35 protein-coding genes and 2 tRNA genes are annotated in these 23,872 nt (G+C 62.2%); 14 read left to right on the plus strand and 23 right to left on the minus strand.

Features of this window, described 5'->3' with window-relative positions; translation table 11 throughout:
* Positions 1–164: 164 nt before the first annotated feature.
* Positions 165–746: a dienelactone hydrolase family protein gene (locus IB267_RS03980; RefSeq protein WP_192446494.1), complete on the plus strand. Its 582-nt coding sequence runs from the start codon at positions 165–167 to the stop codon at positions 744–746.
* Between the two features lie 97 nt (positions 747–843).
* Here the strand turns inward: IB267_RS03980 and IB267_RS03985 are convergent, their stop codons facing one another.
* Positions 844–1,257 (minus strand): hypothetical protein, encoded by a 414-nt coding sequence (locus IB267_RS03985; protein ID WP_192446495.1) that lies wholly within the window; start codon positions 1,255–1,257, stop codon positions 844–846.
* A gap of 7 nt (positions 1,258–1,264) precedes the next feature.
* Positions 1,265–2,209 carry a hypothetical protein gene (locus tag IB267_RS03990; protein WP_192446496.1) on the minus strand — a complete coding sequence of 315 codons (945 nt, stop codon included), beginning with the start codon at positions 2,207–2,209 and terminating at the stop codon, positions 1,265–1,267.
* A gap of 304 nt (positions 2,210–2,513) precedes the next feature.
* Between IB267_RS03990 and IB267_RS03995 the strand changes: the two genes are divergently transcribed.
* Positions 2,514–3,470: a hypothetical protein gene (locus tag IB267_RS03995; protein ID WP_192446497.1), complete on the plus strand. Its 957-nt coding sequence runs from the start codon at positions 2,514–2,516 to the stop codon at positions 3,468–3,470.
* A 34-nt stretch (positions 3,471–3,504) separates the two neighbouring features.
* Here IB267_RS03995 and IB267_RS04000 read toward each other — a convergent pair whose 3' ends face one another.
* The 4 genes from IB267_RS04000 to IB267_RS04015 all read right to left on the minus strand — a co-directional run bounded on the left by IB267_RS04000 (position 3,505) and on the right by IB267_RS04015 (position 4,721).
* Positions 3,505–3,711: a hypothetical protein gene (locus tag IB267_RS04000; protein WP_192446498.1), complete on the minus strand. Its 207-nt coding sequence runs from the start codon at positions 3,709–3,711 to the stop codon at positions 3,505–3,507.
* A 305-nt stretch (positions 3,712–4,016) separates the two neighbouring features.
* A complete protein-coding gene (locus IB267_RS04005) occupies positions 4,017–4,202 on the minus strand; it encodes a hypothetical protein (protein ID WP_162741365.1) in 186 nt (61 codons plus the stop codon).
* Between the two features lie 8 nt (positions 4,203–4,210).
* A complete protein-coding gene (locus tag IB267_RS04010) occupies positions 4,211–4,429 on the minus strand; it encodes a hypothetical protein (RefSeq protein ID WP_034793455.1) in 219 nt (72 codons plus the stop codon).
* Positions 4,430–4,439: 10 nt separating this feature from the next.
* Positions 4,440–4,721: a hypothetical protein gene (locus tag IB267_RS04015; protein ID WP_034793452.1), complete on the minus strand. Its 282-nt coding sequence runs from the start codon at positions 4,719–4,721 to the stop codon at positions 4,440–4,442.
* A gap of 204 nt (positions 4,722–4,925) precedes the next feature.
* On the opposite strand from IB267_RS04015, the gene IB267_RS04020 reads away from it, so the two are divergent.
* Positions 4,926–5,099, plus strand: a complete 174-nt coding sequence (locus tag IB267_RS04020) for a hypothetical protein (protein WP_192446499.1) — start codon at positions 4,926–4,928, stop codon at positions 5,097–5,099.
* Between the two features lie 177 nt (positions 5,100–5,276).
* Here the strand turns inward: IB267_RS04020 and IB267_RS04025 are convergent, their stop codons facing one another.
* From IB267_RS04025 to IB267_RS04045, 5 genes are all read right to left on the minus strand, one after another.
* On the minus strand, positions 5,277–5,450 hold the full coding sequence (locus IB267_RS04025; RefSeq protein ID WP_192446500.1) for a hypothetical protein: 174 nt from the start codon (positions 5,448–5,450) through the stop codon (positions 5,277–5,279).
* A complete protein-coding gene (locus IB267_RS04030; protein WP_192446501.1) occupies positions 5,447–6,052 on the minus strand; it encodes a hypothetical protein in 606 nt (201 codons plus the stop codon). Before IB267_RS04030 ends, IB267_RS04025 begins: the two co-directional genes overlap by 4 nt.
* 85 nt (positions 6,053–6,137) lie before the next feature.
* Positions 6,138–6,722: a helix-turn-helix domain-containing protein gene (locus IB267_RS04035; protein WP_192446502.1), complete on the minus strand. Its 585-nt coding sequence runs from the start codon at positions 6,720–6,722 to the stop codon at positions 6,138–6,140.
* Positions 6,712–7,401: a hypothetical protein gene (locus tag IB267_RS04040; RefSeq protein ID WP_192446503.1), complete on the minus strand. Its 690-nt coding sequence runs from the start codon at positions 7,399–7,401 to the stop codon at positions 6,712–6,714. Before IB267_RS04040 ends, IB267_RS04035 begins: the two co-directional genes overlap by 11 nt.
* Positions 7,322–8,056, minus strand: a complete 735-nt coding sequence (locus tag IB267_RS04045; RefSeq protein ID WP_192447223.1) for a hypothetical protein — start codon at positions 8,054–8,056, stop codon at positions 7,322–7,324. Before IB267_RS04045 ends, IB267_RS04040 begins: the two co-directional genes overlap by 80 nt.
* Positions 8,057–8,859: 803 nt before the next feature.
* Between IB267_RS04045 and IB267_RS04050 the strand changes: the two genes are divergently transcribed.
* Entirely contained in the window at positions 8,860–9,510 is a 651-nt protein-coding gene (locus IB267_RS04050; RefSeq protein ID WP_205238517.1) for a S24 family peptidase, read from the plus strand.
* A 178-nt stretch (positions 9,511–9,688) separates the two neighbouring features.
* On the opposite strand, the gene IB267_RS04055 is transcribed toward IB267_RS04050, so the two are convergent.
* Positions 9,689–10,069, minus strand: a complete 381-nt coding sequence (locus tag IB267_RS04055; RefSeq protein ID WP_192446504.1) for a hypothetical protein — start codon at positions 10,067–10,069, stop codon at positions 9,689–9,691.
* A 146-nt stretch (positions 10,070–10,215) separates the two neighbouring features.
* On the minus strand, positions 10,216–10,464 hold the full coding sequence (locus tag IB267_RS04060; RefSeq protein ID WP_192446505.1) for a hypothetical protein: 249 nt from the start codon (positions 10,462–10,464) through the stop codon (positions 10,216–10,218).
* A gap of 241 nt (positions 10,465–10,705) precedes the next feature.
* Here IB267_RS04060 and IB267_RS04065 point away from each other — a divergent pair, with 241 nt between their 5' ends.
* From IB267_RS04065 to IB267_RS04075, 3 genes are all read left to right on the plus strand, one after another.
* Positions 10,706–11,137 (plus strand): hypothetical protein, encoded by a 432-nt coding sequence (locus tag IB267_RS04065; RefSeq protein ID WP_192446506.1) that lies wholly within the window; start codon positions 10,706–10,708, stop codon positions 11,135–11,137.
* Complete coding sequence (locus IB267_RS04070; RefSeq protein WP_192446507.1) at positions 11,134–11,325, plus strand: hypothetical protein; 192 nt, start codon at positions 11,134–11,136, stop codon at positions 11,323–11,325. The genes IB267_RS04065 and IB267_RS04070 overlap by 4 nt, the downstream gene beginning before the upstream one ends.
* 99 nt (positions 11,326–11,424) lie before the next feature.
* Entirely contained in the window at positions 11,425–11,829 is a 405-nt protein-coding gene (locus tag IB267_RS04075; protein WP_192446508.1) for a hypothetical protein, read from the plus strand.
* Between the two features lie 35 nt (positions 11,830–11,864).
* Here IB267_RS04075 and IB267_RS04080 read toward each other — a convergent pair whose 3' ends face one another.
* The 3 genes from IB267_RS04080 to IB267_RS04090 all read right to left on the minus strand — a co-directional run bounded on the left by IB267_RS04080 (position 11,865) and on the right by IB267_RS04090 (position 13,256).
* Positions 11,865–12,017: an entericidin gene (locus IB267_RS04080; protein ID WP_192446509.1), complete on the minus strand. Its 153-nt coding sequence runs from the start codon at positions 12,015–12,017 to the stop codon at positions 11,865–11,867.
* A gap of 336 nt (positions 12,018–12,353) precedes the next feature.
* Positions 12,354–12,767, minus strand: coding sequence for a hypothetical protein (locus IB267_RS04085; protein ID WP_192446510.1), 414 nt, complete (start codon positions 12,765–12,767; stop codon positions 12,354–12,356).
* Between the two features lie 138 nt (positions 12,768–12,905).
* Positions 12,906–13,256, minus strand: a complete 351-nt coding sequence (locus IB267_RS04090) for a hypothetical protein (protein WP_192446511.1) — start codon at positions 13,254–13,256, stop codon at positions 12,906–12,908.
* 383 nt (positions 13,257–13,639) lie between these two features.
* Here IB267_RS04090 and IB267_RS04095 point away from each other — a divergent pair, with 383 nt between their 5' ends.
* Both IB267_RS04095 and IB267_RS04100 read left to right on the plus strand, forming a co-directional pair.
* Complete coding sequence (locus IB267_RS04095) at positions 13,640–14,623, plus strand: glycosyltransferase family 2 protein (protein ID WP_192447170.1); 984 nt, start codon at positions 13,640–13,642, stop codon at positions 14,621–14,623.
* Positions 14,624–14,855: 232 nt separating this feature from the next.
* Positions 14,856–15,098: a dynamin gene (locus tag IB267_RS04100; RefSeq protein ID WP_192446512.1), complete on the plus strand. Its 243-nt coding sequence runs from the start codon at positions 14,856–14,858 to the stop codon at positions 15,096–15,098.
* A 96-nt stretch (positions 15,099–15,194) separates the two neighbouring features.
* Here IB267_RS04100 and IB267_RS04105 read toward each other — a convergent pair whose 3' ends face one another.
* From IB267_RS04105 to IB267_RS04115, 3 genes are read right to left on the minus strand one after another with little or no spacing between them, the layout of a single operon-like run.
* Positions 15,195–15,998 carry an FkbM family methyltransferase gene (locus IB267_RS04105; protein ID WP_192446513.1) on the minus strand — a complete coding sequence of 268 codons (804 nt, stop codon included), beginning with the start codon at positions 15,996–15,998 and terminating at the stop codon, positions 15,195–15,197.
* A gap of 5 nt (positions 15,999–16,003) precedes the next feature.
* Positions 16,004–16,735 (minus strand): class I SAM-dependent methyltransferase, encoded by a 732-nt coding sequence (locus IB267_RS04110; RefSeq protein WP_051659275.1) that lies wholly within the window; start codon positions 16,733–16,735, stop codon positions 16,004–16,006.
* Positions 16,732–18,303, minus strand: a complete 1,572-nt coding sequence (locus IB267_RS04115; RefSeq protein WP_192446514.1) for a GMC oxidoreductase — start codon at positions 18,301–18,303, stop codon at positions 16,732–16,734. Before IB267_RS04115 ends, IB267_RS04110 begins: the two co-directional genes overlap by 4 nt.
* Positions 18,304–18,635: 332 nt before the next feature.
* Here IB267_RS04115 and IB267_RS04120 point away from each other — a divergent pair, with 332 nt between their 5' ends.
* A complete protein-coding gene (locus IB267_RS04120) occupies positions 18,636–18,836 on the plus strand; it encodes a hypothetical protein (protein WP_192446515.1) in 201 nt (66 codons plus the stop codon).
* 72 nt (positions 18,837–18,908) lie between these two features.
* Here the strand turns inward: IB267_RS04120 and IB267_RS04125 are convergent, their stop codons facing one another.
* A complete protein-coding gene (locus tag IB267_RS04125) occupies positions 18,909–19,178 on the minus strand; it encodes a DUF1127 domain-containing protein (protein WP_192446516.1) in 270 nt (89 codons plus the stop codon).
* 346 nt (positions 19,179–19,524) lie between these two features.
* Between IB267_RS04125 and IB267_RS04130 the strand changes: the two genes are divergently transcribed.
* Together IB267_RS04130 and IB267_RS04135 are read left to right on the plus strand one after the other, a co-directional pair.
* Positions 19,525–19,809 (plus strand): hypothetical protein, encoded by a 285-nt coding sequence (locus IB267_RS04130; RefSeq protein WP_192446517.1) that lies wholly within the window; start codon positions 19,525–19,527, stop codon positions 19,807–19,809.
* A gap of 198 nt (positions 19,810–20,007) precedes the next feature.
* Positions 20,008–20,439, plus strand: a complete 432-nt coding sequence (locus tag IB267_RS04135; RefSeq protein ID WP_043626258.1) for a GFA family protein — start codon at positions 20,008–20,010, stop codon at positions 20,437–20,439.
* A 316-nt stretch (positions 20,440–20,755) separates the two neighbouring features.
* On the opposite strand, the gene IB267_RS04140 is transcribed toward IB267_RS04135, so the two are convergent.
* Positions 20,756–20,831, minus strand: a tRNA-Lys gene (locus tag IB267_RS04140).
* Between the two features lie 296 nt (positions 20,832–21,127).
* On the opposite strand from IB267_RS04140, the gene IB267_RS33100 reads away from it, so the two are divergent.
* Together IB267_RS33100 and IB267_RS04150 are read left to right on the plus strand one after the other, a co-directional pair.
* Positions 21,128–21,697 carry a hypothetical protein gene (locus tag IB267_RS33100; protein WP_210335741.1) on the plus strand — a complete coding sequence of 190 codons (570 nt, stop codon included), beginning with the start codon at positions 21,128–21,130 and terminating at the stop codon, positions 21,695–21,697.
* Between the two features lie 134 nt (positions 21,698–21,831).
* Positions 21,832–21,907: transfer RNA gene (locus IB267_RS04150), tRNA-Lys, on the plus strand.
* 55 nt (positions 21,908–21,962) lie between these two features.
* Here IB267_RS04150 and IB267_RS04155 read toward each other — a convergent pair.
* Both IB267_RS04155 and IB267_RS04160 read right to left on the minus strand, forming a co-directional pair.
* Complete coding sequence (locus IB267_RS04155) at positions 21,963–22,880, minus strand: PhzF family phenazine biosynthesis protein (protein ID WP_192446518.1); 918 nt, start codon at positions 22,878–22,880, stop codon at positions 21,963–21,965.
* A 251-nt stretch (positions 22,881–23,131) separates the two neighbouring features.
* On the minus strand, positions 23,132–23,872 hold the full coding sequence (locus tag IB267_RS04160; protein WP_192446519.1) for an NUDIX hydrolase: 741 nt from the start codon (positions 23,870–23,872) through the stop codon (positions 23,132–23,134).

Here is a 23,872-nt window from a genome sequence, read left to right on the forward strand (position 1 = left end):
TGGTGCATCCTGCGCAACCAAGCGAGCGAACATGGCAAGAAGAGGTCGAGACACGCGCCATCGTTACGGAAGGAAAATTTTCCTCTCCGGCAACCTTGCCGCTTGAATTCATCCGGACGAAGTACAAGTGATGCGCGAACACAGATTTGAAGGAGAAACTGCCGATGGCCGAGGTCCTCGTATTCCACCACGCCCAGGGGCTGACACCCGGCATGCACGCCTTTGCCGACGACCTGCGCGCAGCCGGCCACGTCGTCCACCTGCCCGATCTCTTCGAGGGGCGAACATTTGCGAGCATCGAGGAGGGAGTTGCCCATATCGAGGCGGTCGGCTTTGACGAGATGCGCGAGCGCGGCGTGCGCCTTGCGGATGCCCTTCCGGAAAACCTCGTCTATGCCGGCTTCTCCTTCGGCGTCCTGGCGGCGCAGAAACTCGCCCAGACCCGCCCCGGCGCGGGCGGCGCCCTGCTGTTTTACTCCTGCATCCCGATCAGCGGCCAATGGGCCTTCGGTCCCTGGCCGGAAGGCGTACCGGTGCAGATCCATGGCATGGACAACGACCCGATCTTCGTCGGCGAAGGCGACATCGACGCCGCCCGCGAGATCGTCGAGAAGGTCAGCGATGCCGAACTTTTCCTCTACCCCGGCGACCAGCACTACTTCGCCGACAGTTCATTGCCCTCCTATGACGCGGCGGCAACGGCGCTTTTGACCAAGCGCGTGCTCACCTTCCTCGAGCGGGTTTGAACCAGAACCTTGCGAAACGCTGTGGTGGATGCAGGCCATACCGCGCAGGAGGCACGAAGCGCGTCGGGCACGTCGCGGGACATGAAACCGGCCGCCCTCAGGGAACCGCTTTCTTGACCAACAGAGCCGTCAGGATCGCCGCCACCATCAACTGGAACGTCAAAAGCACGCCCATGCTGACCGCAAAAAGATAGGTATCGCGCCATAGGCGGATCGCGTCGCCATCGATCTGCGCGTCGACCATCTGGTTTGTCCAGCGAAGCGCGACGAGAGCGACGAGAAAAAGTACGACGAAAATCCCGGCGGAGACCCACGATCTCGTCTTATCCGGCGGGGATCCGAGAAAAAAGCAGTAGATCAGCACCAGCCCCGCGCCGGCCGCGCAAGACATAGCGATCGCCTGACCACTCCAGCCGTCAAACAAAAGGGGTTTCAGGAGTTCGGTGTAAGAGGACAGCCACACGACCAGTGGACCGGGCAGGATTGTCAGGAAATGAAGCCGCTCCATCATCGCCCCCTTATTCCAGCACGGGCACGAAGAGCGCCCGCTTGGTCCCATCCTCACCCAGGCTCCGCAGCGTCACCGCATCCTCTCCAAGATCCAGCTCGGCGTTGTAGGGAAGCGTCATTGCGAATGTCTTGCGCTCGTTTGGGCGGATTCGCGCCAGTTCCTCGTTCCAGCCCTGCTGCTCGAACTGCCTGGAAAGCACGGATGGCGGGAACAGTTCGAACCCGGAGACAAGTTCGAAGGCGCCCGGATCAAGCTCCTCCAGATGGAAATCGATCTTGTAGCTGTAGGTCCTGGCCTCGCTCGCCAGCGTGAACCGCGTATCGATGACGAAGGCGACCAGTTTCTGCGACTGCTCGGACCGGTCGGCATCGAGAACGGTGAAGCTCCTCCAGAAGAATTCGACCACACGCCGCAGAAATTCGGAATATCCCGGCCCGCTCTCGGGTGGATTACCATTGCCTCCCTGCCGAACCAGACCGGCACAACTCGCGTCCGGAAAGCCGTTCGTCATCTGCCTGGGCGTCGGAAGATAGTTTGCGTCCTCCTGATGTTGCCACCTGTTTCCGTATCGAATGCAAGTCGTCACGAAGTCGGGCCTCTGCGCTCCTGGCTTCGGATAGTTTGCGGGCCGCTGTTTCCGGAAGGCACAACCGTCGGGAACCATCACGTCGTCCATTCCCGCAGCATACCAGCTCAGGGCCAGCGCGCGCCCGGAGTCATTCTTGACGCAGCTTTCGTATACATCCACGTTTCCGGCAGTATTGTTTCTTCGGATGGAAGACGTCGTAAACACAAATCCGCTCTGGCCGTGATTATCATGTATGTTGCCGCGGCATGACTCGGCGAAGAATTCGCCCCGCGTGTAATTTGGCGGACACTGTTCTTGCGCTATGCCGGGCGTTGAATAGCCAATCGCTGCAGCAACGATGAAGAAGCACCAGGCTGGTTTCATAACCCCCTCCAAATTTGCAGCGAAATCCGGCCTCCTTGAAGGTATATGAGCGCTCGTTTACATGCAATCACAAGACGAAAACCACGGCTAATCAGTTGTAGCTATTCGGACGGTCCGCCGTGGGGAACTTGAGGCAAGCACCACGGCTGCAAGGCGTTACAAGGCCTGCGAGGCGCAATCATCTTTTAGCGCTGGAAATCAGACATATTCTAGAATTACTATAGCAATGCCAGAAGACAGAAATAATTAACCCTATAGATCTGAATTATACTAATACAAATTCTGAAATAATTCCGGAGAAGCCGTGCTTATCTATTCGGACGAAAACCTCGAGGTCATTCACCGCGAAGGCGCATCGCCCTACCTGCTCGTCACCTTCAACGAGATGGAGATCCAGGCAAACGGCAGCCGTTACTGGGGCCAGCGCTTCTGCGAGAAGGCGGACATCTCGGCGCTCGGCTTCATCAGCCGGCGGCCCAACTGGTTTCCTGCGGCAAGCGTGGTCAAGGCGGTCGAGGCCGCAGCCCCCATCCTGAAGGCAGCGCCCGAGCGCATTCTGTACGGCCATTCGCAGGGTGGTTATGCGGCGCTTCGCTATCGCCGGCGCTTCAATGCCACCACGGCCATCGCCTTTTGCCCGCAGGTCTCGATCGATCCGAAGTCCGTTCCCTACGACAATCGCTTCATCAGGCATTTTTCGCCCGAACTGCACGGCAACATGGGCATTTCGCCCGACCAGGTGGCCGGCCGCGCCTACATCTTCTACGATCCCTTCCACGCGATCGATCGCCGCCACGCCGAGCGCATCGCCTTCCTGCAGCCCGAAACGCATCTCGTGCCGGTGCACATGACCGGCCACGGCACCGTCCGTGCCTTTACCGGCACCGAGCGTGCCCTTTCGCTGATCGCCGCCTGCCGTACCGAAGATCACCCGGCCCTGCGGGCGCTTTCCCGCACCGCCCGCGTCAACGCGCCAATGCGCCCCTACCAGATCGCCGTCGCCGCCATGGCCCGGCATCCCGCCTGGTCCGACGCGCTCGACGCCCGCTTCGGCGACCGTTTTGCGCCAAAGGAGCGGGTCAACTTCCTTTATCACCGCGCCAATCGCCACATCGGCGACGGCGATCTCGTCACCGCACGCAATATGCTGGCGAAGGCTCTTGCCCTCCTGCCCGGCGATCCCGCCCTCACGCACCGGCTGAAGGAACTCGACGCTCGCATCCTGCGCGAACGGAAGGTTGCGAGGAGCCTCGTAGGGTAGGATAGGCGATGTTATTCGGCCGGCTGCGCGTTGCTTAGCTTTCCTCGTGGGGCGGTGCGCGTCGGAGATAGACCTCATCGACGGCTGCCACGAGAGAGCTTTCGGTTGAGGTAGACAAATTGAACTCGAACATAAGAAACCGGGCAAGATGTTCGGCGCAGCTTCCCTCCCGCGGTATCTGGTGCTCCGCGCAGGTCGCCTCGAACACACACCGCAGCAGCTCGATTTCCGCGACGCTCATCAAGACATTTCCATTCGCGTCAGACACGGGCGTTTACCTCGCCTTCTTCAGGCCCGCTGGGGTGCGTTGAGAAGCACAGCGGAGGCCAAATTGCTGGTCGAGGCTGGCCATAGTCCAGGAGCCGATATACAACCGCGCTCCCGTCCAGGACCCGTCACGTTCCACACGCCTGCCATATTGATCGAGTTCGCCCGTGTTGCCGGTTGCCCCACCGTTTCGCAGCCAAAGCGCGAGGCCAATCTGATGTGTGCGATGGAGCGGTTTCATTGGCGTCTATCTCCTTATCTTGACGCAGATCCGTTGCTCTACAAAAGCCGGTGGCGCTCCTGCGTATCCCGGCTGCGCTTCAATATGCCGGAGCTGTCATGACGTTCCTGCGGCCTGTCGCGTGCCTTTTGACTGGCCGGCTTTGCGACCGTCAGCACAAGACCACGGTGACGGATTTCAGGTTTAACCCGGAATAGTCGCTTCAATGTTTCGACATAGCGCATGGCATTCCTCAGTGGCTGCGGGTCATTCCCCAGTCGATCGGTTCCAGATTGCTTTCAGCGCTGACCCGCTCCTGTCCGAGTTCATCGTTGCGAATTCGATATTGAGGGGCGTTGTCGCGTAGCGGCATCTTTGCGGTGATGCGATAGGTTTCAGCGGTTCTCGGTGAGAGATTATGACGGTCTCGCAGGCGAACGGACAGCCCGACGGGATAGCGATGTTGGGACATGGTTCTATCCTCACTGTCCGGGCGCATCTGATATCTCGGCGCCGCTGAGCGCGACCAAACGCGCCAACTCGTCTGGTTCGATTTGTATCAACCGCATGCGGTAGTGGTTCTCGACTGTCGCGGGCAACTTGATGAAGGTGGCAACACGGCGGTAGGCGAGCCAGGAAAGCCCTTCGATCGGCACCTCGTCGTCATCGATTTCGTAGGCGCCGGCGACGATCGTCTCATCGACGCCCGGCAATCTGAACGGTCGGTCGAAATGGATTGTCCGGTGAATCGTTCGGTCGAACATGACATCTCCTCCCGATACCGGCAGTCGCCGGCACGCGATCTCGTTTGATACCGCTGCGTGCGGCAGCGCTACGACGCGGCGATCTAAGGGGGAAATGGCGGGTCGAGGTTCTGACGCCGCGAGAAGCCAAGCAGGCTTAAATCGATTTAATCAGGATGCGCGTCAATTGAGGTCTATTCAAGGCCAAGATGAGGCAAACCCTTCGTGGCCTGGATTCCCGGGCGCAGGCGGCTGGCGACCGCTAACGAAGCAATCGGCCGCATCAATGACGCGAAAGTCTGGCATGCGGTCAACGAAAAAGCTCGGGGCGAAATCGCACCGACCTTCCTCATCATCGCTCTTACACCAGTGCCAGCCCATCCGTGGTCAAAAGTCTAAAGCGACACGGCAATTGCGAGCGGCGAAACGTTCAGCGCTCACCTGCATGATGTTTTCCTACGAACCGGAGGTGGCCGCCACGACCGAGGGAAGAGCCTTCCGGGGATAATCGTTACCTTGCCTGAGAGACCGGCGCGCGCCCCATCCACACGGCTCCGGTCGCGTCCGCCCGCCCCCTCAGGCCGGTTCGAGCGTCGCGTGTTCAGCCGAACATGCGACGCTCGTCGCGGTGCGCAGCCGCGCTGACGCGAAGGCATTCGAACCCGCCATCGCGGCAAGCGGCGCGGCGAAGCGCGAGCCGGCTTGAAACCGCGCCACTGGCAGCGGCCGATCCGCGCCGCTCGCGTTCACGCCCCTTCCTTCTCCCGCGAAAGCCCCAGCTGCCAGTGCAGCTCCATCAGCCCGCGCTTCAGCCAGGCGAGCTGCGGTTCCGGCATGGTGCGCAGCATCTCGTAGTCCATGATGCAGACGTTGAAGACAGTGGTCTTCACCTGCGGCCCGTCCGGCAGTTTCAAGAGCACGCCTTCCAGCTCCATCATCCGGTTCGCCGCCTGGCGGGCGCCGCGGGCGCGCTCGGCGCTGGTCTCGCCGGTAAAGCCCTTGACGTCGAACAGCGACTGCGCCCGCACGCTCGGGAAAGGAATGCCCGTGAGGCTGTAGTAGCGCGCCATCTGCCGGCTGTATTCGTCTCCCGCCTCGCGCTCGTGCGCCGTCAGCTTGCCGTCGAGGAACATGCGGCCGAGCGTGTAGCCGGCAAAGGGGCTGGCAATATCGGCGTCGCGTCTGCCGGAAAAATGCATGCGCCGGCGCGCCTCCAGCGCCACGGAGCAGACCTCGCGCTCGCTTTCGCCATGCTTGATCTGGCCGCCCGGATAGCGCGCCACATTGGCCTTGCGCGGCCGGCCCGCCCGGCTGGCGCGCTTGATGCGGATGCGCTCTGCCTTGGATGTCATCGTCTCTTCTCCTTTTGCAATCTGCATGTGCCCTCGCCCGCTGCACCTGTCTGCGACTGCGGGCGGGATGAAACTCGTCTGGAAATCAAAGTGCCGGCGCGCCGATCCCGTCGGCACCGGCATTCGCGGGCAAATGGCCCGGACGCTGCGCCCGTCCGCGCCGCCGCTCCTTGCCGGGCTCGCGCTTGTTGACGGCGTGCAGCACAGAGGTGTGGTCGCGCCGAAAGATCCGCCCGAGCGCCGGCAGCGAAAGATCCGGCCGCTCGTCGTAAACGGCGGTCATGCAGCGGTGCCGCGGCTCGACCAGCCGCCGCTCGCGGGCGACGCCGATGATCTCCTCGAAGCTGATCCCCGGATAGGCGACAAGCACCTCCTCGATGATCGCCCGCACCGGCCGCCGGTTGAACAGGTCGCTGTTTGCCGCCGCCGTCGCGCCGCAGATCAGCCGCGCCTGCGAGAGGATGCGCGCTTCGGCATCGGCAAGCGCCAGCTCCAACTCCTGGATCCGGCTTGCCTGCGCCCGCACCTGAACGGCGACGATGCCGACGAGATCGTCGAGCGTCGCCCGCTTTGCCGCTACGCTCCCCGCGTCGTCCGCCCCGAAGGGCATCGTGTCCGCCACCCCTTCCGCTACCTGTCCTGTCGTAAATTCAATGCCTTCAGACCGCATGGAAAGCCTCCCTCGAAATGGCTGGATTGAGATTTGCGTGCTCGACGCCCGCCGCGGCCAAACCGCGAAAGGCGTTTGCCACGGCCGGGGTGTGCGCGGCGGCATGAGCGGGACGCCCATCAACCGCGCCCCTATCGGCCGATATGTTCGCACCTTGCGCCCGCCCGTCGGTGGAAACGCCGTCCCGCCCGGCCTTGGCTGCCGCATGCGCCTGACGGAAGCCTTCGACCAGCGCCCGCACCCGGATGCGGCTTGCCGGCGATCGCTGACCGTCTGCCGGGCGTGGCGTCAGCGCCGCAACCATCTCGCGCTTGCGGGCAAGATCCGCCCGGAGGCCCAGCGCTTCCGCCTTGGCGAGCGCTGCCAGCACCGGCGGCTTGGGGATCGTGCCCAGAAGTACGTTCGGATTGGCGGCATAGTCGCCGCGGATCAGCTTCTGCGTCGCCGCCGAAAGCCCCGAGGCCGGCACGCCGGAAAGCGCATAGTGGTAGACCGCAACGATCTTCCTCGGCTCGATCGTCGGGGGTATGGTCATGCCGGCCGTCTGCATCGCGTCGAGGCTGCGCAGCACCGCCGCCTCGCTGACACAGGCCAGCCGCTCAGTGAGCGCGGTAATCTCCCGGCCCAAGGTCGAAAGCCGGGCCTCCGCCGGCGAAATCATCATTTCTGAATAGGTCATTGGTCTCGTTTCCGTTCAGTTGGTTTTCGATTGTCTGCCTGCATTCCCGCTGATGGCGGGCAAAGGCGGTTTCCTGTGGCGGCGCCTGGGGGTGATGGCCGCGACGGGTCTGCCCGCCGCCGCGCAAGCCGCGGCCGCCGGCGTTGCGCATCCAGTTTCGCCAGGTCGCAACCCAGTCGAGCTTGGTCGCATCGCGTCCGGATTTGGCGCGCCAGTAGTCGCGGAACTTGTCGAACTCGACGCCCGCCTCGGCCCGGCCGAAACCGAGCCCGGCGGCAAAGCCCCAGTCGGGCTCGAAATCTTCGGGCAGCCGCGTCGCCCGGACGTTCCCCTTGGGCCGCGAGCCTCTCGCGTCCGGCACGGCTGCGGCCCCGACCGGCCGGTCGGCATCCCCACCCGGATTCGGGTCGGGAGAGTTAGTTTCTTTAGGGGGTACGGGGGAGCTTTCTTTATCAGAGAGGGTACCGTTCGCCGTCACCGTGACATCGCGTGACGTCACGCGCGCCCGGCGGCGCTGCTGCCTTTCGCGGTCACCTGCCCGGCGACGCTCGATCTCGGAGACGTGCCCCGCTTCGGCAGCGCGCACGGCAGAAAGGATCATCTCGGGCGACGCGCCCGATTGAACCAGGGCTTCGACGATTGCGGTAATGCGCATTTGCTCAACCCCTCGCCGGCGGGCAGGAATGAAGGCGCCGCGCCTGACGGGAAACAGGGCTCGACACCTCGCTGCGGCGACGAAGGCTAGCCTTGGAACCGGCGTCCCTGCTCGCCAGCCGCGCCCGAGTTCCACGCATCGGCGAAACCCCGCGCCCTCCCGGCGCCTTCCCTGTCACATCATCGTCAGCCATGCCGTTTCCCATGCCTTCCCCATTTGGCCGTACCCATTGGCACGGCCATTCGTCGCGCCTGCCGCGCGCCCGCTTCCGATTGTTCTTCCCGTCACCCACCGGCTGCCCACCGTCAGGCAGCAACCGGTCGTCCTTCAGTTCCGGCACCTCCCGGTGCCGAGACGCCACCGCCCAAGGAGGGGCACGTCAACGGCCGGAGCCCGCGACCTTGGAGCACCCAGCGCACGATTCGCGCTCCGGGTGCCCGATGCCGACGGGGCGCACGTCACCGACCGCGGACCATCATCGGCCCGCGTGGCAAACTCTGCGCCGGCGCGCCGGCATCGATTGGAAAAGCGAGAGGTCGCCGGGGAGGAAACGACAACCTCTCGCCTGGACCACCGCACAGAGTGCGGCGATCGATACTGCATGCGCCCTGGTCGGCATCGGCTGGAAAGGGATCGATGATCCGCCCCATGCCGTTCGCCGGCCCCGGTGGCGCCATGACGGATACTGCAGCGGTTTCTGCTGCTCATTTCCGTTGACATCCTATTCATAGTAGGATTTCTTATTGTCATCAAGAGGAAAATTCCTATTGGACGACAGAAACGGAATCTGGGATGCCAGTGTCATGGACGAATTGCGCCACCTCATCCGGGAAGCAGTCGACGCGAAGAAGACGACCTACAAGGATCTGTCGATCGCGATCGGGAAGAACCATGCCTATATCCAGCAGTTCGTGGAGCGGGAGACGCCGCGGGAACTGCGCGAGCGCGACGCCCGCGCGATCGTCGAGCTGATCCAGGGCGCTGCGACCGCCGGCGAGGCCGCGCCCAGACGCGCGCCGGGTTTTGCGCCGCAGATCGTGCCCGGCGAGCAGCTCGTCGGCCATCGCGATCTGCCTATCTTTGCGGCCGCACAAGGCGGCGACGGCCATGTGATCGTCACCTTCGATGCGGTCGAATATGTCAAGCGCCCGTCCGTGCTCGAGGGCGTCAAGGGCGCCTATGGCATTTACCTGACCGGTAGCTCGATGATCCCGGCCTATGAGCCGGGCGACATGGCGCTCGTCCACCCGCATCTGCCGCCGGCCCGCGACAAGGACGTGGTGCTCTACCATGTGCCGCCTGCCAACGATGCCGAGGCGATCATCAAGCGCCTCGTCTCGTTCAACGACCGCGAATGGACGCTGAGGCAATACAACCCCTTCCTGGAGTTCACCGAAAGCCGGGTCGAATGGTCCTTCTGCCACCGGGTCGTCGGCAAATACAGCGCGCGGTAAACGGGGCGAGCACCACAAACAATCACAGGATTTTAAAGAGATTGAGCGGCAATCCGGTCGGGATCGCCGAGCAGCCGCCCGTTAAGGCACGCCGCAATCTTCCAGCCCCCTCGTCGCGCTTCAAGTCTTTGATTTCTCGCCCATCGCCGCCGCAAACAGCACAAATATGCGAGTTGCCTTAGTCGGAACACCGATCGACCAAGGCCTGAAAAGCAGCATCAACCGCTGTCCGAGGGCTGTTTGCGACCACCCAGATCGGATCGGCCGCAGCGACGACCCTATCACCGGAACCACCAAGGTCAGCCGCCCGAACCGCCTCGAAAATGGCGCAGGCGCGCTTGCTCCTGCGATTGTACGCAAGCTCGAACATGGCCTCTGGAGGCCCGGCAGGATCGGCAAAAACCTGCACGAAATAGGCCCGAAATCCGCGCCTGTCGTCGCAAAAATTGATCTGTCGCAGGAGAGTGGGGCTCAACTCGGCCTCGTCAACCGGAATGGGCGAAGACCAATATTGACCGGTAGACGGCTCGCCGCTTGCACGACTGTCGACGGACATCATTTCACGCCTCCCAACATTGCGCGACGACATTACCACGCCGCGCCCAGCTCGTAACCAATAAACGTTGAGTGGCTCCCAAGCGGTGAGCGCCTTCTTCGACCGCTCACGGATGTGACCGCTACGCCCCCCCTGCCCGGCGACAGCCGTCATGCCGCCATCGCCTCCTCGATCTCCGTGGGCAGGTCGCCGATCGTAAAGAGCACCCTGGCATCCTCGAACTCACCGGTCGCCAGGTCGCCCGAGCGGCTGAAGGCGATCACCCCCACCTTGGTCGCCGACAGCCTTTCGGCCAGCCGTTGCGCATGCTCGGGCCCGGTCGCCTGCACCGGGTCGTCGGCGAGAAATGCGCCGCGGCTCCCCAGCGTGAAGCTCTGAACGACGAAGTAGGTGATCATCCCATGCTCCTTTCCCGCCACCTGGAATGGCGGCCCCACAGTGGCGCAATCCTCCGAACAAAACAAGAACAAACGGCCCGTCATCGACAACTTGCGTGAGGCGCTTCCTGCCGGCAGTGTTTTTCCTATTGACTTTTTGATAGGATTTTTCCTATATTCAGCACGGAAACACAGCCGGAGGGGCCGACAGGAAACCCGCGAAGGGTGTTCCAGCGTGCACCTCGAACAGACGAGGTGAACGATGTCGGATGCGATCTCCGTGGGCGCCGCAACGGCGATGAGCGCTGCGCCCTTTCTCCAGCGCCGAGAGATCATTCTCGCCATGATGACGCTCGGTGCCGGCACCTTCTTCGACGAGACCGACACGACGGGCACCACCTACAAAACGGCAGCCGATTGGCTCCATGTACATGACGGCGAGCATGTGGAGCGGTTGATCCGCTTCGATCTCGACGCACTTCATGGCGAAGACGTCACCGAGAGCGTCGCCGATGCCTGGCTGAACGGTTTCGACCAGAGCCCCGAGCAGGAACACAGACTGCCCGCCTTCGTGCGAACGTCGCAGGCCTGGGAACGGTGGTGCGCCGATTTCGGTGTCCGGCGCGCACCGTTCAGCCAAACCGCCCACGGCACCCTCAACCACCGCCAGCAGTTCGGAACCAGCCTGCGATGACCGTCACGCTCGACAGATCCGCCCTCTTTGCGGCCATTGAAGCCTTCTGGGAAACCGAAGGCGGCAACGATCGCGGTATCGAGGCGGCGATTTCGGCCTACCTGCAGCGCCAGGGGCTTGCCACCTTCGATGGCATGGCGACACGCAAGCGCGCCGCCCTCGCCGCCGCCACCGCCCGGCCCGCGTGACCTCCGCCCGCCGGAACGCCCTCACGCGCCCAATATTGGCAATCTCCATTCATTTGCGAACATGCTAATAAATAAACAAGGCATCGCGGAGGAGAATCCATGCCACGGCTTGCGCAACTCTATTTCAAGACCGCAATCATCTTTCTGATCATCGGCCTCTGCATGGGCCTACACATGGCGATCAGCCAGGACCATGCGGCAACACCGGCCCACGCCCATACGAACCTGCTCGGCTGGGTGACGATGGCGATCTTCGGCATCTATTACGCGCTCAACCCGGCCAAGGCCGAGCGGCGTCTGGCCCTCGTCCAGTATTATGTCTACACGTCAGGCGTCGCGGTGCTCGTGCCATCGCTCTACCTGATGACGACAGGCAGGCCGGAGATCGAGCCCATCGTCGCCGTCGCGTCGATCGTCGCCTTCCTTGGCGTGCTGCTATTTGCCGTGGTGATCTTCAGCAGCGCTGAAAGTCCCGCGCGCGCCAGCACCGCCCCATCGCGGTAGATAGGCCGCCGCAGCCCCGGGCGCCTCGTCTCGCGTCACTTCGATGTCGATTTCAGCACGCGGTGGGTCGCATCATCCAGCGCGTGGCCGGTTTCGACACCGTCCTGCCGAAAGCCGCGCGCCGTGTTGGCGCAAGCCGAAAGCGTAAGCGCCGCCAGGCACAGGAGCGTCAGCATTGCTTTTGACATGATCGTCTCCGTCATTTCCTCCAATCGGAAATGAAGCGCTGACCGACAAAGTCAATCGATCGCCTTGAAAACCGTACAGTAGAGCGACCGCAGGGCTGGCCTGCCCGCCACCCGGCCGGGCCACTTTATTTTGGCAACCGTACCAGAATCGGCGAATCCGGCCTTTCCCGCGCCGGCGGATGCACGTTAGCTTCCGTACCGCGCAGTACGTTCTTTCTGGACTGCGCTTCCCCGCACCCCGAGCCATTTTGGGTGCCTGCTTGCCCCGCCCTCGTGCGGGGCTCTTTCTTTTCGCGGGGCCGCCGGGTCGTTATCCCCGCTCATTCGCCCCTCACCTCACTCCACTTTGAACACCGCGTCGCCGACAAAGACGATGACATATTGCCCGCCCTCACCCTCGCGCGCCCAGCCCTGCAGCACCTCCGCATAGGGCGTGCGCCTCCAGGCGTCCGGATGATCCGGATCGACGAGAACCGTCACCTGCGGCCCCTGGCGATAGATCATCATATGCGCGTGCGCCGGATCCCACGCCTCGCCGAGCGTCTCGTCCGTGCGCCAAAGACAGAGAAAGTCGCGGCAAAGCTGCGGCCGATCCTCGTAGGTCCGGCACCCCGTACCCGTGCAGTGCCGACACCAGGCATTGGCCGGCTTCTCTAGCGCGTCGATATCCGGCAGCCGGCAGCAGAGCGTGCAGGTGCCGCAGGCGCGCTCGGCAATTGGGATGGCGCTGAAATCGGAAGATGCGGTCATGCGGCGTGGTCTATCACCGCGGCCGGCCGCAAGGAAACCGACAAAACATCGAACCTGCCGCGGACGCCGACGCCGAGCGATTGCCGGCGTCAGCCTAGACGAGAGAACGAAGGCGATCGTGATGCGACCGCCCACCCGTTACCCGATCCGCGGACAGCCGCTGCGGTTGGCCAGATAGATCCGTGCATATTGGCCACGTCGGGTTTCGCCTTCGACGACGATCCGGTTGCGGCTCGTCGCGGCGATTTCCGGATCACGCAACCCGGCGCGATAGGCCCGGCGCAACGCCTGGCCGGAGCTGCAGCCACGCGGGCGCACGTAATCTTCGTCGTCATAGCGCCGCTCGCGGCGGAAGTCGTCGCCGTAATAATCCCGGTCGCGCCCGATATAGAGGTCGAGCGATTGCGCCGGCGAAACGGCCGGCATTGCGGTGACCGATCCCGCGGCCACCAGGGCCGCCATCAATAGCTTGCTCATCAAGTTTGTCATGTCTGCCTCCTCCACTCCTGGCGCTTCAGCGCGAACGTGGATGAAGGAGAAACAGGGCAGCGGGCGAAAAGTTTCGAGGAAAAACAACGAAACGCCATCCGCAGGCCCGGGCTCGATGCCGTCGGGTATCGCCGGCGAAGGGCTTCCTGCACCCGCAGAGACTATGGCGCCACGGCCCGCTCAACGTGTGCGGGCCGATGGAAAGGCACCTTCCCGATCCCCATATCCGTGCAATCGTATGGATTGCCACGTCTGTGCTTTTGATTTAGTCCGGGATTATATTATTTATGACAAATGTCGGAATGAGCATGACCGATATCGCTTATCCCTTCCAGAATCGTTCCGATGCCGAGTCGATCACGGATCGAAGCTTCTTCGATCGCATCGCGACCTGGTACGAAACGACCAAGGTCGAGCGGCGTGAGCGCAGGATGAACCATGCGGTCGATCTGCGCTGCGTTAGCCCCCAGGGGCAGACGTCGCTCTATCCCGATGACCTGCCGCTGATCTTTTTGACCCGCAACGACGCCAAGCTGATGCCGGGCTTTCTCGCCCATTACCGGTCGCTCGGTATCACCCGCTTCATCTGTGTCGACGATGCCTCCAGCGACGGCACGCGCGAGTTCCTGCTCTGTCAGCCGGATGTCGATCTGTGGGCATCCTCGGTCCGTTACAAGGATGCCCGGCGCGGACGCGCCTGGAGAGAATCGCTTTTTGCGCTTTATGGCGGCGAGCGCTGGTATGTGAACGTCGATTCCGACGAGTTCCTGATCTATGACGATTGCGAAAACCGCACGCTCTGGTCCGTCATCCACGCGCTCGAGGGCCTGAAGATCTCGCGCCTGCCGGCGCCGATGCTGGACATGTACCCCGTCGATCTCGGGGCCGCCGACATCGACCAGCTGAAGACCAGCGCCCCTTGGGAGGTCGCCGATCACTTCGACAGCCGCGGCTACACCCTGACGACGACCAAGCGGGCGATCACCATCAAGGGCGGCGCCCGCCACCGCGAATTCGAATCGGACCTCGAGCTGATCAAGTATCCGCTGATCTTTTGGGACGAGGACTGTCGCTTCGGCCCCAGCATCCACCAGCCGCTCCCCTACCAGCGCAACTTCTCATCTATTCTCGGCACGTTGCTCCACTTCAAGTTCTTTGCCGACTACCAGAAGGTCATAAACGACGCGGTGGCCGATGGGCAATATTTCGACGGCTCGGCGGCCTACGCCAAGATGACGGATGCGCTGTCGAGCACCGGCGCGCTGCAACTCTTCTCCGAATCCTCGCTGAAGTTCGATGGATCGAAGCAATTGCTGCGGCTCGGCTTCATTACCGCGGTCCCGAAGGCGGCCGACGAAGGCCGTTAAAGCGCGTTTGTTGGCTCGCGCTTGCAGCTTCATTTAGCCGGCTGTCTTTGGGGTAAAACCACCTCGCCGACCCCCACACACCAGTTGCGGATGCATGTGCCGGGGGCGGTCCCAGCCTCTCCGCGCCACGCTCGGCATGTCTTTTTCAACCGACCCGCGAACCGGCCTGTTGATAATTCGACCAACCGCTCCATTTACAGCTTCAAGGCACTTAACCTGAGGAGAAGCCTTGATGAATCGAAACACCATCATCGGTATCGTGGTTGTGGTCGTGCTCATTGTACTTGCAGTGATGTTCCTCAAACCGGGGGCGAACCAGCAGGCAACCGAAACAGCACCGGCAACGACGACGACACAGCCAGCAACCACCGAGCAGCCAGCGACGACCCAGCAGCCCGCAACGACAGACCAGTCAGCGACACCGCCTGCAACAACCACGCAGCCGTCGACGACGCAGCCTGCGACGAGCCCGTAATCGCCCGATAGCGCCCGGCGCCGAAAACGCAATCCCCCACGGGCTCCGCCCGTGGGGGATTGCCCTGACGAACCGTCTAGGGGGCGTGGCGAACGCTCAGGGCACTAGGAGGATATTGCGCCGGCGTGGGCTGTCGCTGAAATCATAGGGGACAAAGGACAGTTTTCGGTGAGTGAAGGGGCTCGTCTTGGTCGTCTCTGGCTCGAAGGCCTGGTAGCCAAGCGAGAAGAAGTAGTCCTTCATCTCATTGCCAATTGCCGCGCCGTGGCGCTCGAAATCCAGCTCCAGAAGCACGAAGGGCCGGTAGCGCTCGACAGTCTTACGGCCACCGCGAAGCACATTCATTTCAAAGCCTTCGACGTCAATCTTTACGAAGTCAACCGCGCCCAGATTACGATTTTGCACGTAGTTGTCGAGCAACGTGACCACGACCTCGACCTCATCGTAATTTTCGGCGCCTAGCTGCTTGTAGGTGTCGTTCTGCAGCAGTGAACTCACTCCACCGCGGATGTGACCCTGCTTAATCTGAAACATTGTCATGTTGGTTTCGGTGTCTCCGAGCGCGATGTCGTTGACGTTGAGGCCCGAATGACCGTTGAGCTTGGAGTTGGCGAGCAACTTGTGGCGGATATGCCTGACTGGCTCGAACGCATGCACATTGCTTGCATCGCCGGAAAGATGCGCAAACACGTTTGAATAGACGCCGATATTGGCCCCGATGTCGAGACAGACGTGACCGTGCGCGACCAAACTTTTGACGACGGCGAAATTGGTAAAGTCGTAGTGGTACTCACCGAAGAAATTGCGCCCCTTCTTCAACTCGCGCTCGATCTTGTTGTTGCCCGCACAAAAGAAACGGCAGCCGTTAAACTCTTGTATTGAAAGCGAATCCAGAGACATCGGCGCTATTTCCTCACCACGGCTTGAATATTGGAAGGCATCATCGAATCGATCTTGTGATCGTCGGTGTATTTCCACGTCGTATCGTACTGCTGAGTAATGAAGACGTCGAAGAACCGGGCCGAGCGCGCCATGAGTTCGATGAACGGCCGCGCCAGCGGAAACACGTCGCACTGCAGAAGGATGCGCTGCATCAGAATGCCGATCGTCTCGAACGGCATGCTCGAGCCGCGCAGGTCTTCGATCTCGCTCCAGTCCTTGAACAGCATCTTGAAGGAGAAGGGCGTGAAGTGGAAATAGTTCTCGGGCCCCTCATGGAAGGAGAACACCGCCGAGGCGGAGATGATCAGCTTGCCGTTCGGCTTCAAAATCCGGCGCATGTCGTCGATCAGCCGCTGCGGATCGGGAACATGCTCGAGCAGGCCGGTACAGAGCACGATATCGTAGCTTTCGCTCTCGATCGCATCGAGATGGTAATGCGTGTCGACGACGAGATCGGCCTTCTTGCGATCGGACTTCGAGACCAGGAACGAGTTCGGGAAAAACTCAGTATAGTCAACGTCTTCGGTGTGAACGATGATCGTGCGCTTGTTCGAAGCATTTTCCTGGCATAGCCGCACCAGGTTCTTCGTCGAAAGCTTCCCCCCGAAGTAGTTCTTACGCGAGAGCTTTTGCCAGCGCGTGCGTTTCGCCCGCTGTTCCTTGCCGCTGAGTTCCGGGGAAGTCATTTCCGTCATGGATTACCCGCCTTTGTTTTGTGGCGCTGGCATATCTTATCGGCGGTAAGCATTGCAAGCGCCATGACTGTCAGTACTGGATTGGCGTAGCCGTAGGATGTGAAGACCGAGGCGCCCGCCGCATAGAGGTTGTCGACGCCGTGCACCCGGCCATCGCGATCGATGACGGACATGTCGGCCGAGCGGCCCATGCGCGTCGTGCCCATGAAATGGGAATGGATGCCGGTGATGTCCCAGGGCTTGCCCACCGGCGGAAGCGTCGGGATCAGCTTGCCGATATTGTGACGCAGCAGCAGCCCCGAGAGCTCGTCGAGAAATTCGCGGATCGACGCCTGGTCCTCCTCCGTCAGCGACCAGCGCACGACGCCCTTCGGCAGCCCATGGGGATCGCGCGCCTCGCTCAGCTCGACCCTGTGCTCGGCATTGGGATGCTGGTCGAAGAAACCGCGCACGACCAGGATCGAACCGCCCGGCCCGAGCAACCCCATCTTGCCGATGACGTTGAAGGCGACCTGGCCGACAACCGCCAGCGCCGAGGTCAGGCGACGACGCAAGGTCGATTGCGGGCGATCGCCACCCTCGCCGGCAGCCACCACGTGCTGCGCATGTTCGAGAAGCTTGAGCCCGATCGATTCAAACCGTGGCGAAAACTGAACATAGTGGTTCAGCTGGTCTCTCGTCCGATCCTTGCGCACGCCGACACCAAAGCGCAGCGAGCTGCTACCGCTCTTGTGGTCGCTGAACAATGGCCCCGCCGTCTTCACCGTCTTGAACAGATGAATGCGCCCGACATTCGCCTTCGGATGGGTCGAAAAGAAGCGGCCGATATTGTCGTTTGCCAGAAACCCGCCCTGGCGGCTGTTCAGCATGATGCGCGGGTTTTCAAGCCCGCCGGCGCAAAGCACGAATTCCGGGGCGGAAAGCTCCACGGTCCGCCCCTCGCCGATCGCCGCCCGCACTGCGCCGACGCGATCCCCGGCGGCGGTCGGGATCACCTGCAGCACCCGGCAATTATAGACGATGGTGAGATCAGGGTTCTTGCCCGCAAGCGTCTTCAGATAGTCCTGCCCGTTGAAGGCCGGGCGGCTCCACTGGAACCGCTTGACCGAGACCGCCGGGTCGGAGACGAAATCCCGCCAAGGCGCCGCGCCGCCGTCGTAGGCGGGCACCCGGTCGATATCGTCGATCGGCTTCAGTTGCAGCAGCTCGATCGCCTGCTGGTAGTAGCCGTCGAGTTCCGCCCGCTCCAGCGGCCAGTCGTTGCCCGACGTCAGGTCGACGTCTTCAAGCGGCGCGACGCGCCCGGACCAGAGGTTGGTCGCCCCGCCGATCTGGAATGAAAGCCCGAACGGTTCCTGGTTGGCGATCTCGAAGAAGGGCGAGCTGTCGGAGTTGACGAGGTTGTCGCCGGTTTCTAGCAACGTGACCTTCAACCCTGCCGCCAGAAGCCGCGTCGCCATGGCGCAGGCCGCGGCCCCCGATCCGACGATCAGCACGTCGGAGCCGATCGCCTGCAGGGCCTCGTCGCTGCACGCGCGCGCGTCAATAATATTCGTGGTGCCCGTCATCGCTGCTGCACTTCCACCCGCGGTTTCAGATGCCGGATGTCCCGACGTTGTTACCGTCATAGCTAATTGAGCAAAGCGGGCAAGCACGCTCGTCGATATAATCAGGGAAAACCCGCCCATGCCGCCGGCGGGAGGCAGTGGCCACACGTCAGCCCGATCTCGCAGAAAGTCATTTGCCTTCCCGAAACATAGGCCGCTAGCCCGCCAAGTCTGATTGGTCAGGGGCTGCCGTGCGGCCGGCCCCCGTCGGGCTAACCTGTTGGCCGGTTAACCACCCTGTTCCCTTCTGGCTTGCCAATGCTATGAATTCAGCACCACCCGTGGAGCCCTGAATGCGCGTCGTCTTCCTCTGTTCGCTGCTGCTTCTCTCGTCCTGCATCCCGCACATTCCGGAAGAGGTTCTCGATGCAGGCTGGTGCCGGGACATGGCCGCAGCAAAGGCCAAGGCGACCGGCAAGGGGCGGGAGAACCTTGCCGCGGCAATGATCAAGCATGACTGCGCGGCCAAGCTCGCCGCGCCAGTCCCCCAGTGAGCCGATTGTGCTTGGACCCGACGTTCATCGGCCGCCGGTTGCTGCGGGAAAAAAGGCCCGCCGAAGCGGGCCTCAATTGTGTTTGATCATCACCGGGTAGCCGACCGGCATCTGCCAGAGCGAGATGTCGGCGATTTCCGGCTTCTTCATGCCTTCTTCCGCTTCCGCGCCGATGTCGCGCAGCATGCGGTCGGAGAGGTGGCTGATCTGGTTGAGCGTCCGCTGACGCCTCCAGACGGCACGGAGGAAAGCACCGACCGTACGGCGGAAGCCGAACGTTCGAAACAAGTCGTCCATGATCGCCGGCAAGGTGCCAGCGGCGTTCAAGTGCAATTCGGGCATGATTGTTTCCCGCCGCGCAAAGCGGTCGGGCCCTCTAGATTATAGATGCGCGCGGACACGGAAATACGTTCCGGGAACCGGTCACATCAAGTCAAAATGGAAAATACGAAAAGGCGGAACGTGGGCGACGCTTATGCGCCAAAGTAACCCATAGCATTGCGGCGTGGTCGTCGTGACGAGCATGCCACTCCACCAGAGGCAAGCATCTGCACAAAATTGATCTTCATCGTATGCCTCCTCTAGTTTGAGTTCCGATTTGGCGAAAATTACACGAGTTTACTTCCCCGGCAAGAGGACAATCTGCAGGCGCAGGATTGGTGACGCACCTGTTGCATGACGGCAACAGGTGCGTCTGGCGAACCCGGCACTCGGCGCGACAGCGCAGATCGGTGACGCCGATATCCACGTCAATGCGGCGCGTGTTGACCAACCGCTTGCGTTTCCGTGGACGGCGACGTTCGACAACAATCCGGCCGGTCACTGGGCAATAGCAAAGACGGTCCTGGTGTCGCCGACCAGCAATGCTGCGGCCAGCCGGGTCGCTGCAGCGGGCTTCATGAGCCTTGCGACCGCCCCCGGTTCGGGTGTGACCGTCATCAACGGACTCTATCCCAACTGCACCGTCGATTGACTGGGCCTGCGGACCTCGAAAGCATGGCGGCAACGGAAGCCTGACGGCGCTGACGGTCCGGCCGCACAAGTGGCCTCAAGGTTGTCGCGCCGACCGGTAAGCCTCCGATACGCTGCCTTGCGGCCAGCACTTGAGGATCCTTGATCCAGCCCGTATGGAACAGGCATCAATTCGGCTCAGACCAGACGGATGTTTTCCATGAATTTCGACGCTCAGGACCTCAACGGCGCCTGCCACTGCAAGACGGTTCGCTTCAATGTTCGGCTAAAGAATGGTCTTCATACGGCCCGCCGCTGCACCTGCTCCTACTGCCAGCTGAAGGGCGCAGTTGCCGTCTCGGCGGCCAAGGACGGGGTGACCGTGCTTTCGGGCGGCGAGGCCCTGACCAGGTATCAGTTCAACACACATGCAGCAGAGCACTTCTTTTGCTCGAAATGCGGCATCTACACCTTTCACAAGCCGCGCTCCAACCCCGATTTCTACGGCGTCAACGCAGCCTGCCTGGAGGGTGTGAGCCCCTTTGATTTTGAAGAATTGCCGGTCAACGACGGCATCAATCATCCGATGGACACCAAGGGCTCGACCGGCCCCCGGCTCGCCGGAACCCTGCGCTATTTTCCGGCCAAGTGATTCACGCGACTTGCAAGATATGGCAGCGACGGCGGCCCAGCCGTCGCACGTGTCGAGCGAGACGTTGAGCGCGGCAACAGCAGTATCGTCGCTTGCTTGGCGAAAGGCCGATCACGCTGGCACAGTCCTGTCCTCGCGATCCCACCCGCCGCCCGCCCCGCGGGCCAGCAGGGCGCGCTCTGCACTGGGCTCGCAAGATCGAACCGGCTTGTTTTGAGAACGGAAAACGCGCGGCGACATTTGCCCCGGAACCCGAGCGCACGCGATCGTCAAGAGTGTAGGAATTCTAATCTAATCAGCGCTTTAGGAGAAGTTTTGGTGGGTGATCACGGGCTCGAACCGTGGACCCGCTGATTAAGAGTCAGCTGCTCTACCAACTGAGCTAATCACCCATCCGCGACCGCTGCGGTGTGTCCCGCTGCTGTCGTGAGGGGGCGTATAAAGGCGTTCGGTTTGGTTGTCCAGCGCCTTTGTGAAAATCTTTTGAAAAATTTCATGGGGCTAGCGCACCCCCTGTGGAGAACTTGCCCTGCCTCCGCCAGGCGCGTTACGACCACCTCCGCGCGCCCTGCAGGTACAGGCCAAAGGGGAAACGCGACGAAAGACCCGTTTGACGCGAGCCGCATGCTCGGCATACTGCAACGAAGCGGGGCAGACGAAACGAGCGATGATTGGAGAGGTTATCCCCATGCGCAGTACGATCGCCACAGGAATGCTCATCGGTATCCTTGCCGGCGTTGCCACGGAGGCGAAAGCAGACGTGCCGTTCTTCAACGCCACCTGCCCCGGCCGCATCGAGGTCCACGCCGATCGGGGCGGTCCCGTCTACATCAACGGCAGCGAAGCACGCCTGAGGCGGTTCAGCAACGACTACTACGAGGCGAGCCAGGGACGAACCACGGTCTCGATCAGCGTCAACCGCGATGGTTCGCCCTCGATTAGCTACACCCGCCGGGGCGCCGGCAATGGCGTCTGCCGCGTCACGTCGGCCGGCGGAAACACACGGCCACGCCCGGAGCGGCCGCCGCAATATGACGACACGCAACAGCCGGATCGTGTCGACGCAAGGATGATGCCGCGCTTCTGCCAGGGCGAAGCCTCCGCCGCCTTCGGCGTGCGCCCCAATCGCATCACCGTCAACATGGCCTTCCGAAGCGGCCGCTATTATTGGGTGCAGGGCAACTACGATGGCAGCCGCGGCGCCACCTTCTTCAATTGCCGCTTCGACCTCAGGGGCAACTTCATCGACGTGCGCTGAGCCCGGGAACGATTGAAGGCAAGACTCTGGCCGTTTCCGACCGCTCCGGCGGAAACGGCTGTGAGTTTCTCATCGCGAGATGCAATTACCCTCTTGAGTGTGATGAGGTCGTGCGCTAAAGCGACGCCATGGATGGGTGATTAGCTCAGTTGGTAGAGCAGCTGACTCTTAATCAGCGGGTCCACGGTTCGAGCCCGTGATCACCCACCAAAACTTCTCTTAAAGCGCTGATTAAGCTCAATTTTCCAAAGCATGCATCTATGCCTCAGACGTAGAGTTCGCCGGCTGCGATCTTCACTGCATGGCCACCGATACGGGCATTGCTGATCTCGCCGCCCGCAATGTCGAGATGCAGGTGGATGAAGGACGGCCGCCCCATTTCCACGCCCTGCTCGACGAGCACCGGATGATGTCCGTCGACGAACTGGTCGAAATAATGGATCGCGCCGGAAAGGGCCGCGACGGCCGAGCCGGTCGCCGGATCCTCAAGGTTGCCGGCACCGGGCCCGAACTTGCGAGCATGGAAGCGCGCCGTGTGGTTCACGCCGCCGCGACAATAGACGTAAGCCGCGGCAAGCCGACCCTCGGCCATCGGCGTCAATTGCTCCCAGCGCAGCGAATCGAACTCGATCGACGAAGCGGCCGCAACATCATGCACCGGCACCATGACGAAGGGTGCGCCCGCGCTCCAGAACGAGGGCACGTGATTCTCGAAGCCGATCTGCGAGAGCTTCAGGCTCAGTGCATCTGCGATCGCCTGTCGGTCGAAGCGTGCGTCGAGCCTGACGGATTTGCGCGGCAGGTCGAATTCGGCAAAGCTCGCCTGCCCGGCCTTGAGCCGCACGGCACAGCGCACCGGCCCCACCTTTTCCTCCAGTACCTGGACGAGGTCGATGCCCTCTTCGATCGCGCCGTGCTGCGCCTCGGCGATCGCCACAGCCGCGCCGACGGTCGGATGGCCGGCAAAGGGCAGCTCCTGACTGGGCGTGAAGATCCGCAGCTTCGCCGTATGTGCGGCACCACCGGGCCTGCGAATGAACACCGTCTCGGACAGGTTGAATTCCTGCGCGATCGCCTGCATCGCCCCGTCCTCCAGCCAATCGGCACCGAAAACCACCGCCAGCGGATTGCCCTCCAGTCGCCTGTCGGTGAAGACGTCGTAGATCGCGTAGCTGAGCGCCATTCATGTCCCCTTGCGAATATGCCCGAACTTTGCAGCGTCGGGACGCGGGCGGCAAGACTTAAAAGCACCGGTACACAACTCGACGCGGATCACGTTTTCTTTAGCTCCCACTCCCGCAGCATGCCTCGCCGTCCAAGCGGCCAAAAGCCCGCCCGGACTCAGCCGGCGCCCATCCGCCGTCGCGCAGCCATCAGGAAAACCGCGCTAAAGCACGCGAATACAAGCGGATACGACGCCCTGTTGACTCAAAATCAGAGCGGCTTCTCACGCCGGAACAGCCAGTCGAGGATCGGCGGGATGAAGGGCGGATAGTTGTGCGCCACGGGGTCCGGGCCAAAAACCGCGATCGCCTCGTCGATCTCCGGTTCGGGATCGACGGCGATATGCGCGGCAACGCGCGCAACCAGCGCTGCCGCCTTCTCCGGATAGCGATAGACGCGGATGAGCGTCACGGCGCGGTCCATATGCAGCAGGTGATAACCGGGCTCCACCGTCGCGAGCGAAAGGTCGATGCCGGTTTCTTCCATCGCCTCGCGGCGGATATTGCCGTCGATGTCGCAGCCGCCATCGACGATATCCTCGGGCTCCAGCGAACCGGAGGGGCTGTAGACCCGGCCGGGATTGGCGGTATGCCCGCCCATGCGCACCAGAATCAGCGCACCGTCGGAAGAAAGGATCGCCGGCATGGCGAAGAGATGAAAGGCACCCTTTGCCCGCGTCTTCCGCCACCAGAGAAAGGTCGAATAGGGCACCACATGCCCCTCGCCCCGCAACCGGCCGTCGTCGATGCGAAGCGCCCTCAGCAGCACCATGCGCCCATCGAAGAGATGCGGATTGGCAGCGATCTCCCGTTGCCAGTTCTCCTGCGCGCGCTCCACCTCCTCCAGGTGAAACGGATGGGCCGCACCGGCAACGCGGACATCGACCGCATCGATCGGGATGATGGCGCCTTCGGCTGGCCACTCAGCCGTGTTGCTCTCAAGGACGCTCAT

Origin of the sequence: Ensifer sp. ENS09, assembly GCF_014852425.1 — a bacterium.
Classification (GTDB): domain Bacteria; phylum Pseudomonadota; class Alphaproteobacteria; order Rhizobiales; family Rhizobiaceae; genus Ensifer.